This window comes from Citrobacter sp. NCU1 (assembly GCF_010231475.1).
Classification (GTDB): domain Bacteria; phylum Pseudomonadota; class Gammaproteobacteria; order Enterobacterales; family Enterobacteriaceae; genus Citrobacter_D.
This window is the reverse complement of sequence record NZ_NRDO01000074.1, coordinates 12093-27896: the sequence shown is the minus strand read 5'-3', so window position 1 is coordinate 27896 and position 15804 is coordinate 12093. Positions and strand designations below refer to the sequence as shown.

18 protein-coding genes and 1 pseudogene are annotated in these 15804 nt (G+C 53.8%); 3 read left to right on the top strand and 16 right to left on the bottom strand.

What is annotated here, in order from left to right; all coding sequences use genetic code 11:
* Nucleotides 1-23: 23 nt before the first annotated feature.
* From rcsA to fliF, 14 genes and pseudogenes are all read right to left on the bottom strand, one after another.
* Nucleotides 24-647, bottom strand: coding sequence for a transcriptional regulator RcsA (gene rcsA, locus CJP72_RS20635; protein ID WP_162383193.1), 624 nt, complete (start codon nt 645-647; stop codon nt 24-26).
* Nucleotides 648-947: 300 nt separating this feature from the next.
* A pseudogene (fliR, locus tag CJP72_RS20630) lies at nt 948-1724 on the bottom strand (flagellar biosynthetic protein FliR); the annotation flags it as partial.
* Between the two features lie 8 nt (nt 1725-1732).
* Nucleotides 1733-2002, bottom strand: coding sequence for a flagellar biosynthesis protein FliQ (gene fliQ / locus CJP72_RS20625; RefSeq protein WP_162383191.1), 270 nt, complete (start codon nt 2000-2002; stop codon nt 1733-1735).
* 8 nt (nt 2003-2010) lie between these two features.
* Entirely contained in the window at nt 2011-2748 is a 738-nt protein-coding gene (gene fliP, locus CJP72_RS20620) for a flagellar type III secretion system pore protein FliP (RefSeq protein WP_162383190.1), read from the bottom strand.
* On the bottom strand, nt 2748-3125 hold the full coding sequence (fliO, locus tag CJP72_RS20615) for a flagellar biosynthetic protein FliO (protein ID WP_162383219.1): 378 nt from the start codon (nt 3123-3125) through the stop codon (nt 2748-2750). The genes fliP and fliO overlap by 1 nt, the downstream gene beginning before the upstream one ends.
* Nucleotides 3125-3538 carry a flagellar motor switch protein FliN gene (gene fliN / locus CJP72_RS20610; RefSeq protein WP_162383189.1) on the bottom strand — a complete coding sequence of 138 codons (414 nt, stop codon included), beginning with the start codon at nt 3536-3538 and terminating at the stop codon, nt 3125-3127. The genes fliO and fliN overlap by 1 nt, the downstream gene beginning before the upstream one ends.
* Nucleotides 3535-4539, bottom strand: coding sequence for a flagellar motor switch protein FliM (fliM, locus tag CJP72_RS20605; RefSeq protein WP_162383188.1), 1005 nt, complete (start codon nt 4537-4539; stop codon nt 3535-3537). The genes fliN and fliM overlap by 4 nt, the downstream gene beginning before the upstream one ends.
* Before the next feature lie 4 nt (nt 4540-4543).
* Nucleotides 4544-5011 carry a flagellar basal body-associated protein FliL gene (gene fliL / locus CJP72_RS20600; RefSeq protein WP_162383187.1) on the bottom strand — a complete coding sequence of 156 codons (468 nt, stop codon included), beginning with the start codon at nt 5009-5011 and terminating at the stop codon, nt 4544-4546.
* 104 nt (nt 5012-5115) lie between these two features.
* On the bottom strand, nt 5116-6333 hold the full coding sequence (gene fliK, locus CJP72_RS20595; RefSeq protein ID WP_162383186.1) for a flagellar hook length control protein FliK: 1218 nt from the start codon (nt 6331-6333) through the stop codon (nt 5116-5118).
* Nucleotides 6330-6773, bottom strand: coding sequence for a flagellar export protein FliJ (fliJ, locus tag CJP72_RS20590; RefSeq protein ID WP_162383185.1), 444 nt, complete (start codon nt 6771-6773; stop codon nt 6330-6332). The genes fliK and fliJ overlap by 4 nt, the downstream gene beginning before the upstream one ends.
* A gap of 21 nt (nt 6774-6794) precedes the next feature.
* Nucleotides 6795-8165, bottom strand: coding sequence for a flagellar protein export ATPase FliI (fliI, locus tag CJP72_RS20585; RefSeq protein WP_162383184.1), 1371 nt, complete (start codon nt 8163-8165; stop codon nt 6795-6797).
* A complete protein-coding gene (gene fliH / locus CJP72_RS20580) occupies nt 8165-8875 on the bottom strand; it encodes a flagellar assembly protein FliH (RefSeq protein ID WP_162383183.1) in 711 nt (236 codons plus the stop codon). Before fliH ends, fliI begins: the two co-directional genes overlap by 1 nt.
* Entirely contained in the window at nt 8868-9866 is a 999-nt protein-coding gene (gene fliG / locus CJP72_RS20575; RefSeq protein WP_162383182.1) for a flagellar motor switch protein FliG, read from the bottom strand. The genes fliH and fliG overlap by 8 nt, the downstream gene beginning before the upstream one ends.
* The gene (gene fliF / locus CJP72_RS20570; RefSeq protein ID WP_162383181.1) at nt 9859-11532 is read right to left on the bottom strand and encodes a flagellar basal-body MS-ring/collar protein FliF; all 1674 of its coding nucleotides are present in this window, start codon (nt 11530-11532) and stop codon (nt 9859-9861) included. Before fliF ends, fliG begins: the two co-directional genes overlap by 8 nt.
* Before the next feature lie 216 nt (nt 11533-11748).
* On the opposite strand from fliF, the gene fliE reads away from it, so the two are divergent.
* The 3 genes from fliE (at nt 11749) to CJP72_RS20555 (ending at nt 13973) form a co-directional block, all read left to right on the top strand.
* Entirely contained in the window at nt 11749-12063 is a 315-nt protein-coding gene (gene fliE, locus CJP72_RS20565) for a flagellar hook-basal body complex protein FliE (protein WP_162383180.1), read from the top strand.
* Nucleotides 12064-12552: 489 nt separating this feature from the next.
* Complete coding sequence (gene cmoA / locus CJP72_RS20560; protein WP_162383179.1) at nt 12553-13275, top strand: carboxy-S-adenosyl-L-methionine synthase CmoA; 723 nt, start codon at nt 12553-12555, stop codon at nt 13273-13275.
* Entirely contained in the window at nt 13272-13973 is a 702-nt protein-coding gene (locus CJP72_RS20555) for a methyltransferase family protein (RefSeq protein ID WP_162383178.1), read from the top strand. The genes cmoA and CJP72_RS20555 overlap by 4 nt, the downstream gene beginning before the upstream one ends.
* Nucleotides 13974-14021: 48 nt before the next feature.
* Here CJP72_RS20555 and yedF read toward each other — a convergent pair whose 3' ends face one another.
* A complete protein-coding gene (gene yedF, locus CJP72_RS20550; protein WP_162383177.1) occupies nt 14022-14255 on the bottom strand; it encodes a sulfurtransferase-like selenium metabolism protein YedF in 234 nt (77 codons plus the stop codon).
* On the bottom strand, nt 14252-15457 hold the full coding sequence (yedE, locus tag CJP72_RS20545) for a selenium metabolism membrane protein YedE/FdhT (protein ID WP_162383176.1): 1206 nt from the start codon (nt 15455-15457) through the stop codon (nt 14252-14254). The genes yedF and yedE overlap by 4 nt, the downstream gene beginning before the upstream one ends.
* Between the last annotated feature and the right edge of the window lie 347 nt (nt 15458-15804).

Sequence of the window (15804 nt, the reverse complement as noted above, 5' to 3'; positions counted from 1 at the left end):
GCAACTCCACCAGTCTGGATGTTTCAGCGCATGTTAACAAAAATACCGTTTGTTACATTATCTGTCAGACGTACCACGTGATAGATAACCTGCTTATTATGCGTTTTTATCTTTCGTTTAATATTCCCCTTATGGGATGACACGGTCTTCGCTTTGATATTCATTTGGTCTGAAATTTGAATGGTTCCCTGGCCGGCCATCCACATTCGTAACATACTGGATTCAGTCCGGCTTAAAGATAACGTCGGTAAATTAACGCCTTCAGAAATATCTGTCTCTTTTTTCAGAATATCGCCAAGGATATCATCCAGTGAATCTGGCTTGATTGATTTAGAACTGATCAATAAATTTTTTCTGACTAACAAATACTCATCAAAATGTACGTTGGCAATTGCCATAAAAACAATAAATAATGTATTGGGATGTTGATTAATGATTTGCTTTATTTGCTGACTGTTCGCTGGATCATGGATAAAACAGTCCTCATTAATAAACACCACGGACGGCTGGTGCGAATCACAAGCGATGGCGAGTTCGTCAACGGTTTCGATATCGTTGATTTCCCTTTTCTTCACCCCTCTGCTTACCAGATACCCGGTTAATCCAAGCCGGGTGTAACTGCATAGATCCATAATAATCGTTGACATGGCATACCCTCACTCAATGCGTAACGATAATTCCCCTTACCTGAATATCTTTTAGTAACCTAACTGAACAATAATAGTGGTTCAATATGACACTTTTGCGATTTTTCAGGCGGACTTACTATCCCGTAAAGTTACGTATAATTTGCCTGGAATTATCTTAAAGTAAAGTAAATGTTGCGTTATGTGAGTGAGGTAAAAACAAATAACAGGCGGCAGATATATCCTGGTAGATGTTTTTGAAATTTAAATTTCGGATAATCCTTAATAAAACAGGATAAATACTGTGGGTTATTTATTTCGTGGAAGTTCGCTCACCACATCAGCCAATAAATTGAAAACCTCGCTGAATAAGTGTTCGCAAAAAGGGGCAATTAATGGCATGAGGGCAGCCATTAAAGATATGCCGATGGTTAATGTTAATGGGAAACCAATCACAAAGATCGACAACTGCGGAGCCATTCGATTTAACAGCCCCAATGCCAGGTTGAGCGTTAACAGTACGGTGATCACCGGTAAGGCCAGCATAAGCCCGTTGATGAAGATCATACCGCCTGCCCGGGCGAGCACCAGAAACGCATTACTGTTCACCGGATTGTCGCCGACAGGGAGGGTATGAAAAGTATCAACCAGCAGCGAAATCAGCCATAAATGTCCGTTAAAGGTCAGAAAAAGCAGCATCGCGAGCATGTCGATGATTCTGGCAAGCACGGGCATATTGAGATGGCTGGCAGGGTCAACAAAGGTGGCAAAAGAGAGCCCCATCTGTAATCCCATCAGTTCACCGGCGGTACGCACGGCGGCAAAGGCAAATTGCATGGTAAATCCCAGAGCAATGCCAATCATGATCTGCTGCATGGCCAGCCACAATGCACTGGCGGAGAAAATCGGCACATCGGTGGCGGGAAGCGAAGGGGCAATGACAAAGGTTATCATCATCCCCAGCCCCAGTTTTACCCGTTTAGGCACCGCGCGTTCACTGAGGATAGGGGCTGTCGAAATAAGCGCCAGCACGCGCAGCAGCGGCCAGAAATAAAGGTTAAGCCAGTATAGCCACTGTTCGCTCGTTACCTGCAACATCGCGCGTGTTACCCGATGATGTAGGGTAAATTGTTGAATAACGTGCGTACGTAATCCAGCAACAGGTTAAGCATCCACGGACCGGCAACGATGATGGCAATAAACACCGCCACAATTTTCGGGATGAAGGACAGCGTCATTTCGTTAATCTGGGTCGCCGCCTGCAAAATGCTGATAATCAACCCCGTGACCAGGGCGACCAGCAGGAGAGGTGCGGCAAGAGCAAGGGCGACTTTCATCGCCTCTGTCCCCATCATCATGACCGATTCAGGCGTCATTTCATCCCCTAGCTGTAAAAGCTTTGTGCGAGTGAGCCAACCAGCAGCTGCCAGCCGTCAACCAGCACAAAGAGCATCAGCTTAAACGGTAACGCAATCGTGGCAGGGGGAACCATCATCATCCCGAGCGCCATCAACACGCTGGCGATCACCAGGTCAATGATCAAAAAAGGGATGAATATCGTAAAACCGATCTGAAATGCGGTTTTCAGCTCGCTGGTCACATAAGCCGGGAGCAGGATGCGCATTGGAACCGCTTCCGGCCCTTGTAACGGTCCGCTATTTGCCAGACGCGCAAACAGCGCCAGATCTGCCTCGCGGGTTTGGCGCAGCATAAATTCGCGCAGCGGTTGCGCGCCTTTCGCCATCGCCTCCTGCATGGAAATCTTCTCTTCGCTGAACGGCTGATACGCATCGACGTAGATTTTATCAATCACCGGCGACATGATAAAAAACGTTAAGAACAGCGCCAGTCCTAACAAGACCTGGTTTGGCGGCGCAGACGGGGTTCCCAGCGCGTTACGCAGCAGGCCAAAAACAATGATGATGCGAGTAAAACTGGTCATCATCAGCAGGAATGCGGGCAGGAAAGTCAGCGAGGTGATGAACACCAGCGTTTGTACGGGAAGCGTCCAGCTTTGTCCGCCGCCGGGTAATGGCTGGCTGACCAGACCGGGTAACTGAGCGAGCGCAGCGGGAGAGAAAAGCCATGCGCCCGTGAGCGTGAGGGATAACAAACGACGCATCAGGATCTCCCTGGACGCTTTAGCAAATTCTTCATCATGGCCTGAAAATCAGCAGGCGAGGCCGGTTTTTCGTCCGCGCTCTTTACGGTGGCGGGGAGGGTGTGGAGTAAATTGATAGAGGATGCCGTGACGCCAAGCACTAAACGTGCATCGTCAACATCCACAATCACTACCCGTTCACGTGGGCCGAGCGAGGCGCTGGCAGAGACGTTAAGCCCACGGGCGTTGTTTCCCCTGGGCGCAAATCCGAGGCGTTTAATCACCCACGCGGCGGCCAGAATCAGCACAATAATCCCCAGCAATGCGCCGCTGACCTGGGCAAGCGGCGAACCGGGGACGGCTGCAGGTTGTGAGACAATGGCCTGGGTTTTCATGATTAACGACTCAGACGACGCATACGCTCAGAAGGCGTAATGATGTCAGTAATGCGCACGCCGTATTTGTCGGCAACCACCACTACTTCACCTTGCGCGATCAGATAGCCGTTGATCAGAATATCCAGCGGCTCCCCAGCCAGACCGTCAAGTGCGACGACGGAGCCTTGCGTCAGACGCAGCAGCTCTTTGATCGTCATACGGGTACGTCCCAGCTCAACGGTCAGTTTGACCGGAATATCCATAATCAGGTCGATATCCTGCAATGTGCCGCTGACATCGCCGCCGCCCAGTTGCTGGAACACGGCATCGGCCGCGCTTTTGCCTGTCGTTGTTTTTTGCTCGTTTAACGCGTCAGCCCACAGATCGTCCAATGCGCCATTGTTGTCATCGGACGGATTATTCATGTCACTCATTTGGGCTGTTCCTCATTCAGCGAATTCAAAATCGGGTTGATCAGATGTTCTACACGTAACGCATACTGACCGTTCACGGTGCCATACTGGCTGGTCAGCACCGGTACGCCGTCCACATGAGCAATAATGCGGTCGGGTTTTTCAATCGGCAGTACGTCGCCGGGTTTGAGCTTCAATATTTGGGAAAGACGCAGCGGAACGTCGGCAAAGTTCGCCACCAGCTCCAGTTCTGAGTGCTGAACCTGACGCACAAGATTGTCGCGCCAGTTCTGATCCTCATGGCGCGAGTTTTCCAGCGGTGGGTTAACCAGCAATTCCCGCAGCGGTTCAATCATGCTGAAGGGGAGGCAGATGTTGAACTCACCGGTCAGGTTGCCAATCTCAACGTGGAAAGGGGTATTGACCACAATGTCGTTCGGAGAGGTCGTGATATTGGTGAATTTCACCTGCATCTCAGAGCGCACGTACTCCACTTCCAGTGGATTAATGGCTTTCCAGGCGTCGCTATAACCTTCCAGCGCCAGTTTCAGCATACGGTTAATGACGCGCTGCTCGGTGTGCGTAAATTCCCGGCCTTCAACTTTGGTCGGGAAGCGACCGTCGCCGCCGAACAGGTTATCCACCGCAATAAACACAAGGCTCGGTGAGAACACCACCAGGCCCGTACCGCGCAGCGGTTTCAGGTGGATCAGGTTCAGGTTCGTCGGCACTGGTAAGTTACGCGCAAATTCGTGATACGGCTGAATCCGGATTGCGCCAACGGTGATATCCGGGCTGCGACGCAGCAGGTTAAACAGCCCCATCCGGAACTGGCGTGCGAAACGTTCGTTAATGATCTCCAGCGCTTGCAGACGCTCACGTACCACGCGGCGCTGAGTGTTGGGATCATACGGACGAATATCGTTTTCGCTTACGCTGCCCGTGGTCGGTTCGTCTTTGGTATCGCTGTCGCCGTTGAGCAGCGCATCGATTTCAGCCTGAGAAAGAATACTATCGCCCATGTCTTTACCGCAGAATAAAAGCTGTATAAAGAACGTCGGTGACGTCCTGTTTCGGTTGTCCAGCAACGAGCGGCGTAGAGAGCGTCTCTTTAATGGCGGCAATCAGTTTTTGTTTACCGTCTTCCGAGGAGAGCGCAGCGGCATCCTGGCGGGAAAACAGCAACAGCAAACGGCTGCGTACTTCAGGCAGGTATTCACTGAGGCGCGAGCGGGTCACTTCATCTTTCAGTCGTAGCGTCACGCCGATATACAGCACGCGATCCGCGTCGCCCAGATTGACGGTAAACGTATCCAGCGCGAAAAACACGGGGGCGGCTGGCGGAGCCGGTTGGGCGGCTGCGCTGACAGACGGATGTGTCTGCATACGCCAGTAGCTATAACCTGCGGTCGCGCAGGCCGCGAGGGTAATTAACACCAGCAAAGGGATCCAAATTGAGCGCTTGCTCTTTCTGTTAATCGCGGAGTCAGTCATCTGATACGGGCTTCCTGTTTCGGTACAGCTTATTGGCTGATTATCCCGTGTCCTGTTCCCGTCAAAGCGTGGAAAAGACACGGATAATCATGCTACCTCTGGCGTTAGGCGAAGATATCCACCGCGCCATTGCCGCGGGACGCGTTCTGCAATGAGGCCGGTACGGCCAGATTGACGTCATCTTCGGCAAGCAGGGACTCTTGCCCCTGCGCCCGGGCGGTCTGTTGTTGCTGGGATGATGAGTGCTGCTGCCCGCTAAAGCTTTCGCTACTGATGCTGCTTTGACCCAGTTGGATCCCGCTTTCCGCCAGTTGCGTGCGTAATACCGGTAATGCCGCCTCCAGCGCGGCGCGGACATGGCTATGCGCCGACACCATCTGCAATTGCGCCTGGTTGTCATCAAGCTTCAGGGAAATTTGCACCTGGCCCAGATCTTCCGGGTGTAGGCGCAGTTCGGCGCTCTGCTGCCCCTGACGGGTGAACAACGTAATGTGCTGGCTCAGCGATTGCTGCCATTCATGGCTACCTAACGGCGCACTGAGCACCGGCGCGGCAACCGTTGGAAGCGGCTGTGGTTGAGCTGCCGGGCTGCTGACCGCTGTCATTGCAAGACCTGGCGTCACTGAGGAAGGACTGCTTTCGAGATCGGCTTTGGCAGTGGCTGCGACGACCAGCGGCGTCAACGGCTGAGCCTGACCGGTCTCTGTGCCTGCGTTGTGGGTTACAACATCCGTCTTCTCTTTTTTCCCGTCGCCAGAAGGTAACGTAAAGGCGAACTCTTGATCTGTCTGACGATTCTCGCCACGCAACGTTGCGGTTAGCGAATCACCGCGTTGGGGCGCGGTGCCGCTGTTGACGGGCGTTACGCTCGGTTGTCCGGGCAACATGGCAAACAACGCGCTCAGATTTGCGAGGTCTTCGTCGCTGAGAGCCGGTGTTTTATCATCCGCTTGCACGGATTTATTCAGCGCCGTCAGCGCGCTGTTTTTCATCGTCGGCGTGAGCGTGGAAAGCCACTGCTGCGCGTCCGTCAAGGTGGTCAACGTTTCGTCAGCAGTCAGATCCTGGCGCGCCAGCAGGTCGGCCAGTTTTTCGGCGTGGGAAGTCTCGCCATGCTGAGACAACAGTCCTTTTTGCAGCGAGTGGCCTGCAGTCGGTAGGTCGGCAAACGACAACGGAACCTCTTTTCCTGGCGTGTCGTTCGCGCCTAACGCGCCCGCCAGCAACGTCAGGAAATCCTGCGCGGTGTCGCCGGTTTTTCCAGTGTGTGATCCGCCGGTGACGTCGGTCTCAGTGCTTACCAGTGGGGGCAATGTGATCATTCAGGTTTCCTCATGGCTGCACGCTGAGCAAATTCATCCATCTTTTTCTGATCCAGGCGGTTTTCAGCCAGTAAGGCTGCCGCGGTTTGTCGGTCTTGTAAGGTTTGCCAGGCTTGTAGCCGCTGTTTTTTTTCACGCCAGCTATTCAGCGCAATGTCGACTTTATGCGTCCATTGGCTGAGTTGATGACGATGCTGCTCAATGGCCTTTTCCAGAGTCTGAATAAATTGCTGGTAGTTAATCCAACGGTTGCTGGCAATCCCTTGTCCCATGTCGGTGTTGAGGTTGGTTCGGTATTCATGCTGGTAATCGATCAGCATCTTCAACTGTTCTTCCGCCTGCTGAAATCCGCGCCGCATTTCACCCAACAGGAGTGCGGCATCATCCACCTCTTTTTCAGCTAAATCTTTCAGTGTCGCCAGTGCGCCGTGTTGTGCCATGACGTTTACCCTCCTGCTTTATCACACCGTCGGGAAAATCAGATCCAGAGCCTGAAGGGAGTCATCCCAGTCCGCCCGTTCAAAAATACCTTGTTGCAGAAACGCCTCGAGTTGGGGCCACAACGCAATGGCTTTATCCAGCATCGGATCGCTACCTTTGGCATAGGCGCCAACGCTGACCAGATCGCGGTTACGCTGAAAGCTGGACAACAGTTGTTTGAAATTACGTACCCGCGCGTAGTGTTTCTCGGTGATGAGCGCGGTCATTGCACGACTGATCGACGCCTCAATATCAATGGCCGGATAGTGCCCGGCCTCGGCAAGGCGGCGCGATAACACGATGTGGCCATCAAGGATCGCGCGCGCGGAGTCCGCAATAGGGTCCTGCTGGTCGTCGCCTTCGGTCAGCACGGTATAAAACGCGGTGATGGAACCGCCGCCGTGAATACCGTTCCCGGCACGCTCGACCAGCGCGGGCAATTTGGCGAAGACAGAAGGGGGGTAGCCTTTCGTTGCAGGCGGTTCACCGATCGCCAGTGCGATTTCACGTTGCGCCATCGCATAGCGGGTTAATGAATCCATAATCAGCAGCACGTGCTGTCCGCGATCGCGGAAATCCTCTGCGATACGGGTGGCGTAGGCTGCTCCTTGCATACGCAGTAGCGGCGAAACATCCGCAGGCGCGGCGATCACCACTGAACGTGCGCGTCCGTCAGTGCCGAGAATATTCTCGATAAAATCTTTCACTTCACGGCCACGTTCGCCAATCAGCCCCACGACGATCACGTCCGCGCGGGTATAACGCGCCATCATGCCGAGCAGGACGCTTTTCCCGACCCCGGAACCGGCAAACAGACCCATACGTTGACCGCGTCCAACGGTTAACAGGGCGTTGATTGGCCGCACGCCGGTGTCCAGCACATGCTCTATGGGCGTGCGCTGGAGCGGGTTAAACGGCGGAGTTATGAGCGCGCCGGTTTCGGTGGTTTCCGGGGAAGGGAGGCCGTCCAGCGGCTTACCCGCGCCGTCCAGTACGCGTCCAAGCAGCGCCGGGCCCAGCGGCAATTGCTTGCCGCTTTGCAGCCCGTCGCCATGACCATTTCGGGCATAGACGCGGGCACCTGGCAGAATGCCTTCGACCTCTTCCAGCGGCATTAAAAACAGGCGCTGGCCGTTAAAGCCGACAACTTCGCACTCGACTTCATTGGTTTCAGTCCCCTCCTGACGCTCAATAATGCAGGTTGCACCGAGCGGGAGTTGCAGTCCTGTTGCCTCCAGCACCAGTCCGGTGGCGCGGGTCAGCCGACCGTAACGACGTACGACAGGCAGTTGCGCCATTTTGGCTTCGAAGTTGTCCAGCGTATTAAGCCAGCGGGTCAGGCGGGTAGTCATCAGACGACTCCGGGCGCTGCCAGACGGCAGAGTTCTTGCCAGCGCGTGGCGACGCTGGCGTCAAGATCGCCTTCATCAGCGGAGACTTTACACCCGCCATGATGCAGGGTGGGGTCGCCGCGCAGACGCCAGCCGTGCAGACTGAGCGTTGCGCCGAGCATCTCTTCCACGCGTTGTAAATCATCGGGATGAACACGCAACTGAGGCTTGCCGCTAAACAGCGGTTCCTGCTGTAGCAACTGCTGGATCTGCTTAATCAATGCGGCATTGTCCACCACCGGCGTCTGACCAATCACCTGACGCGCCGCTTCCAGCGCCATCTGCATCAGGCGTGAGGCAATGACGCTGTCCAGCGCATCCAGCGTGTTTTGAAACTCGCTGACCAGTTGCTGCATGCGGGCGTGAATCGGCGCCTGTTGGGAACGCGCCTGCGCCTGGCCCTGTTCCAGACCTTGCGTCATGCCTTCCTGATATCCCTGCTGGTGGCCGGACTTTCGCCCTTCTGCCAGACCGGCGTTATATCCCTGCTCGTGCGCCTGGATTTTCAACTGCGCCAGCTGTTGCTCAAGCTGCTGTTCGGCGCTCAGTGCGGGTTCGTCCTCGACATCAGCGGATAGCGCATCGTCGTCCTGCTGCGCAGGGACAAATTCCGCCAGCGGTGGGGCGAGATCGTCCGGAGTCCAGATCTTCCACGGCAGTTCGTTAGACATACGTATCCTCGCCGCTGCCAATCACCATCTCGCCGGTTTCCGCCAGACGGCGCACAATCAGCAGAATCGCTTTTTGTTCGTTCTCTACCTGAGACAGACGTACCGGACCCCGGTTGGCGAGATCGTCGCGCAGGATATCGGCGGCACGTTGCGACATATTGCGCAGGAACTTCTCGCGCAGCGGCTGCTCCGCACCTTTCAGGGCGATCAGCAACGATTCGGAATCCACTTCTTGTAGCAGGCGCTGAACGCTGCGATCGTCGACATCCACCAGATTTTCGAACAGGAACATTTCGTCGATAATCTTCTGCGCCAGCTCGCCGTCGAATTCGCGCACGGCGGTAATAACCGCTTCTTCCTGCTGGGTTTTCATCAGGTTGATGATTTCCGCCGCCGTTCTCACGCCGCCCATTTTGCTGCGTTTGAGGTTCTGACCATCGAGCAGGCCGTTCAACACTTCCGTCAGCTCCGCGAGTGCCGCAGGCTGTACGCCGCCGAAGGTGGCGATACGCAGCATCACATCGTGGCGCAGACGTTCGTCGAACAACGCCAGAATATCCGCCGCCTGGCCGCGTTTGAGGTGCACCAGGATCGTGGCGATAATTTGCGGGTGTTCGTCGCGAATGAGGTCGGCGGCGCTTTGTGGCTCCATAAAGTTGAGCGTTTCAATGCCGCTGGCGGTATCACGGGTTTCGAGAATGTCTTCCAGCAGGCTGGCGGCACGCTCTTCGCCCAGCGCTTTCACCAGTACCGAACGCAGGTATTCGTTGGCATTGATATTCAGCGCCGCGAACTGTTCGGCTTCCTGCTCAAACTCCGCCAGTATGTCGGTGAGCTGTTTATTGGAGATCTGGCGAACATTCGCCATCGCCGCACTCAGGGTTTGTACCTCGCGTTGGGAGAGGTGTTTGAACACCTCCGCCGCGCGATCCTCGCCAATGGTCATCAGCAAAATGACGCTTTTATCGGTGCCGGAAAGGGTATTACTCATGATCGTTATTCATCCACTGGCGAATGACCAGCGCCACGACGCGCGGATCGTTGTCTGACATTTCGCGAATACGCTGGCTCATCACTTCGGCGCCCAGGCGTTGATTCGCCCGACGCTGCTGCGTTTGCTCGTCTTTGCTGAGGCGAACCTCGACCGCTTCTTCAGTTTCCTGACGCATTTGCGCCTGTTCCTGCGCCGCTTTCGCTTCTTCAGCACGGCGAGTCAGTTGCGGACGTACCGCTTTACGCCACAGAATCCAGGCGACCAACAGAACCAACAGCCAGCGACCACCAGAGATCAACTGTTCGATAAAGGCCTGCTGTTTCCAGAATGGCAGTTCGCCCGCGTTTTCATCCGTTGCGCTAAACGGCGAGTTCACCACATTCAGCGTATCGCCACGCTTGTCGGAGAATCCCATCGCTTCACGGGTTAACGCCTCAATCTGTTTCATTTGATCGGCTGTTAGCGGCAACGGTTTACCGTCTGGTAACGCTTTATAGTTGACCACTACTGCCACCGAGAGACGCTGTAGATCACCCACGTTCATCTTCGTGTGGCGAATGGTCCGATCGACTTCGTAGTTGCTGGTTTCATTACGCTGCGTGCTGCGCGGCCCCGCCGTGCTGCTATTGGACGTCTGCTGGGCGTTTTGACCATTTTGCGGATTGGCTGGCGGCGTGCTGATCGGCCCTGAATTGGCCGGTGCCGGCTGGTTAGACAGTGCGCCCGGAACGCCGCCGGGATACCCGGAACCGACCTGCTCACTGACGTTAAGCTGTCGCGAACGCAGCACCGCTTGCGAATCATCGCCATTCGGACGGTACTGTTCTTCCGTCTGCTCTTTATTGGCGAAGTCCAGTTGCGCCGTGACCTGCGCGTGCACATTGCCGCTACCGACGATCGGCGCGAGGATGGATTCGATACGACGCTGCACGCGGCCTTCCACATCACTGGCGTATTTCAGCTGCGCGTCGTTGAGATCGCGGCTGCTGGTATTCGACTGGGTTAACAGATGACCTGCCTGATCAACCAGCGTGACATTCCCTGGTGGCAGACCGGCGACGGCGCTGGAAACCAGGTGCACCACGGCGCTGATTTGCCCTTCGTCCAGCGCGCGTCCCGGTTCCAGATTCACCGTGACAGAGGCGGAAGGGGATTTCTGTTCGCGAACAAACAGCGAGGGTTTAGGCATAGCAAGATGCACACGCGCGCGTTTCACGGGACCCAGCGTTTCGATGGTCCGGGCCAGTTCACCCTCCAGAGCACGCTGGTAGTTGACCTGCTCGCTAAACTGGCTGATACCGAACTTCTCCTGATCCAGCAGTTCGAAACCGACGGCACCGCCTTTCGGTAATCCCTGCTGCGCAAGGCGCAGACGCAGCTCATGCACTTTATCGGCCGGAACTTCGATAGCGCCGCTGCCTTCCGTAAACCGGTAGGGGATGTTCATCTGGGTCAGTTGTGTGACGATGGCACCGCCATCCTGATCGGACAGATTGCTAAACAGCGTGCGGTAATCGGGCGCTTTTGCCCACAGAACCATCGCAACCACAATGGCAATCGCGGCAGCTCCGGCCACAATCAGGGGAATTCTGGGATTCGCGCGTAGACGGTTAAGCCACTCGAGAGGTTTAGGTAGGGTTGCAGTCGATGCAGTCGCACTCATCTCGCACCTCGTGACTGATCATGGACGGCGTTTTTTGCAAAGTGGAACAAGACTCACTCCCGGGTCAGCAAACTCGAAAAATTGACGGTCTCATTATTTGCGGTTTCGAATTTTTCTATGCGCCAAAAACCGAGGTTTTTTATCGTTATTTAGCGCCTTTATCTTATTGACAAGCTGTTAATCTCTGCTGCGTAAAAAATCATCCAGGGGAACAGAATGTCAGCAATACAGGGGATTGAAGGGGTCATCAGCCAGTTACAGGCAACGGCGATGTCCGCGAAAGCGCAAGAGGCGCTCCCACAACCGACCGTGAGTTTTGCCGGTCAGTTACACGCGGCGTTGGATCGTATCAGTGATACATCGACCGCCGCGCGCGTGCAGGCAGAAAAGTTCACGCTGGGTGAACCCGGGATTGCGCTCAACGATGTGATGGCCGATATGCAAAAAGCCTCCGTCTCTATGCAGATGGGGATCCAGGTGCGTAACAAACTGGTGTCAGCGTATCAGGAAGTGATGTCCATGCAGGTGTAGTGCTTCTCCACTCTCTTTACATTGATAGTGTTTTCAGCGCAATAAAGGGAGCGTCGAACGGTCTTGATGGACTGACGCCGACGCTTCCACAACGAGCAGTCATGCAACGTCATTCTCTATTTGGGTATTTCGCATTCACCGCGTTAAATTTCCCATGCATGGCGCATGTGCTTATTATTAAATATTCACTTAGATTATGTTTTGGTGAAATATTATCAAAATAAGTAAAGTCTTTTCAGGATATTCAATTGACTGAAGAGTAATGATTTTTCAACGAAAGATGCAAAATTATCAAGGTGACTTTGAATGCGTGTCGTAATAATGTTGCAGAATACTCTAAAACAAAGTTTATAATTCTCAAATTAATTAAAGCTTCTGATTTTGTTCCGCTTCCTAATGTTATCTTAATATAAGCAAGTTAAACATATTCTAAATATTTCTTCAGCCTTGCCTGTTTCGGGGGCTACACCTCTGTTTAGTGGAATAAAGATGAATTTGGATAACTTGTTTGCACAAGAAAAAGCGGCCGGAGATTTTTGCTTCGATGGCCAGGTGGCAGGTGTGTTCGACAATATGGTCGATCGTTCTGTGCCATTTTATCAGGAGATTCAGCGGATGACCGGGGAGATGGCGGCAAGCTATGCCGTACCGGGAACGCAACTGTATGATCTGGGCTGTGCTACCGGTACGACACTGGCCTTGCTGGACAATTTGCTGCCGAACAGCGTCTCCTTTACCGGGATTGATAACTCGCCAGAGATGCTGGACAAATGCCGGGATAAATTTGAGCAACTGGGATCTTCCCGCGATGCGCGCTTTCTCTGTCATGATCTCAGAGAGATGTCGGCGATGGATAACGCCTCTGTGGTGACTCTGCTGCTGACGTTGATGTTTGTCCGTCCTTTGCACCGCAAAATGCTGCTCTCTTCCGTCTATCAGGGAATGAATTCAGGCGGCGCATTAATTCTGGTTGAAAAAGTGGTGTGTGAATCACCGGAGCTGAATCGTCAGTACATCAATTATTACTACAACATGAAACGTCGTCACGGCTACAGCGAACTGGAAATTAGCCAGAAACGCGAAGCGCTGGAGAATGTCCTGATCCCCTTTAGTGAAGCTGAAAATCGACAGATGCTGATTGATGCCGGATTCCGTAGCGTCGAGGTATTTTTCCGCTGGTATAACTTCTGTGGAATGGTGGCCATTAAATGATGGTATCGGTTGGTCATTTTCTATTTCGCACCCGCAATACGTTATTTCCTTTTTTATATTTAACGCTGTTTTTTGGGCATACGAACGCCGTTGACGCACATACCGCGATGCTGGTTATTGGCGGACTGATTGTTTTGACCGGACAAGGAATACGCATTCTGACTGTGGGGCTGGATTACATTGTGCGCGGTGGGCGCAATCGGCAGGTGTATGCCGATAATCTGGTGCAAACGGGATTATTTGAGCACTGTCGAAATCCATTGTACCTCGGCAATCTTTTGTTAATCATTGGCTTTGGCGTGATGGCGAATAACCTGTGGTATCTGACGATGACGATGCCCGTTTTGTTCCTGGCGTACGCCTGCATTATTGCTGCGGAAGAGCGTTACCTCGAGGGGCGTTTCGGTGAAACATATCGGCAGTATTGCGCCCGGACGCCGCGTTTGTTGCCTCGTCTGACGGGGCTGCCTCAGACGTTGCGCACCTTTTCCTTTCACTGGCGTCGGGTGATAGTGAAAGAATACAGCACGCTGTGTATTACATTACTGATGCTGGTGGCGCTGAGTGCGCGGGTGTTGAACTCGGATCCGAGAGACTGGATGATTTCTGGGGCGCTTGCGCTGGCCGTGCTGCTGGCCTGTGTGGGGATCCGCATGCTGAAAAAATCCGGGAAACTCCGCGCGAGTTCCGCACGCTAACGGGTAATAGAAAGACTCCCGTTGCACGGCGCAACGGGAGAATGAGGATTACTTCTGAATCAAATAGCGAATGGTTGGGCCATCCTGCTGAATATCGAGCACCGTATAGCCGTGATTGCGCGCATCTAGCGGAATGTTATTAATGGATTGCGGGCAATCGCTGACCACTTCCAGTATTTCCCCTTTTTTCAGCTGTGGCATGGCTTCCAGTGTGGCGACCGCCGGATAGGGGCACGGTTCGCCGACCATATCGAGGCGATAGTCCGGGACGATGTCTTTCATACAGATTCCTTAGCCAGCGTTAGCCCGGCACGACGGAAGAAACGTTTTTCCCAGCCAATGACCAGCATCAGGGCGGCAAACAGCAGCAGGTACGTGACCAACAAGCCACCCAACGGACCAAAGGTGTTGAGTAAGTTCACTTTATCCCAACTGGTGGCCAGCGCTGGGGCGAAGTCATCCCAGTAATAGGCCAGCAAGGTGGAGCCTATCACGTTGCCGAAACCGACCCACCAGTAGTGGACCTGGCCTTCGACCGCGCGGTACATCCAGCCGGTTTCGCAACCGCCTGCCAGTACGATGCCAAAACCAAACAGCAGGCCGCCGATGACCGCGTTCGGACCGGCCCACATTATTTTTGCCTCTACGCCTAACTGCACATAGCTGAAGATACCGATTGCGCTGACCGCCATACCAAAGATGATCGCTTTCGCCATATGGGTGCGTCCGGTGATCCACAGATCGCGAAACGCCGAGGTGAAACAGATTTGCGCGCGTTCAATCAGCAGACCGAATCCGACGCCAAACAGCATCGCCAGCCCCAGTTTCGGTTTGTCCATTGCGGTCAGCAGCGCCCAGCCGATCATTCCGATAAATACCAGCATGCCCAGACGGAAGCGGCGACGGGCCTGATCCGGCTTTTGCGTCAATGGAGAAGCGGCAGAGACTTTCTGCATTTTTACCGGGATACGAAAAATGGGTAGCAGGGTGAAGCGGGCGCCAAACCAGGAACCTATCGCCGTGGCCAGCGCAAAGAACCAGGCGTGCAGGGAAAACTGCGGAATGCCCGTGAAGAATGCGGCCAGATTACAGCCCATTGCCAGGCGGGCACCGAATCCTGCGATGATTCCGCCTATAATTGCCTGCATGATGCGAATACGACTGCGGGGCATGCGCAATTTGACGTTGTTAGCCCATAACGCCGCGGCAAAACAGCCGCCGAACATGCCGAGGATCATCATACCGTCGATGCGGGTCAGGGGAGAGCCTTCCAGATGAATGATTTTGTAGTAACCCCACTCTTCGGCGTGAACGCCAAGCAATTGCAGGATTTGACCGCCCCAACGGGTAAATTCCCCCGTTACCGCCCAGAACGTGCCGGTGATGCCGAAATAATACGTGGAGAGAATACCTGCTGCGATGACCGCAGGGGCCGGGGCCCAGAATTTAATCAGATAAGTGAGTTTGAAGTGTTGCCATGACATACTTTTTAGTCTCTGAACTCAGAAGGTGTATGTGAAATTAACAACCTGGAATATATAATTTTTTTCTTTTCTCCAAAACCTTTCTCCATAATACCTCCCGTTTATATGACCTCTATCATTAAACCGTGCCGTTTATCGAGTGTCAGCACGGCTTCAAAAATTATATTGCCAACTTGACCCATTCTTTTCCTCGAGCATCGTTATACCTTCAGTCGTGGATTGAGTTTGATGCCCTAACAAAATTTTTGGTGTCGATGCCCTGGGCACGATCAGATGTTCAGATAACGAACGCTGTTCGTGATATGTGGTTTGTGTTTTCCCGCTGGATGGATGATCCCGGCCGCACC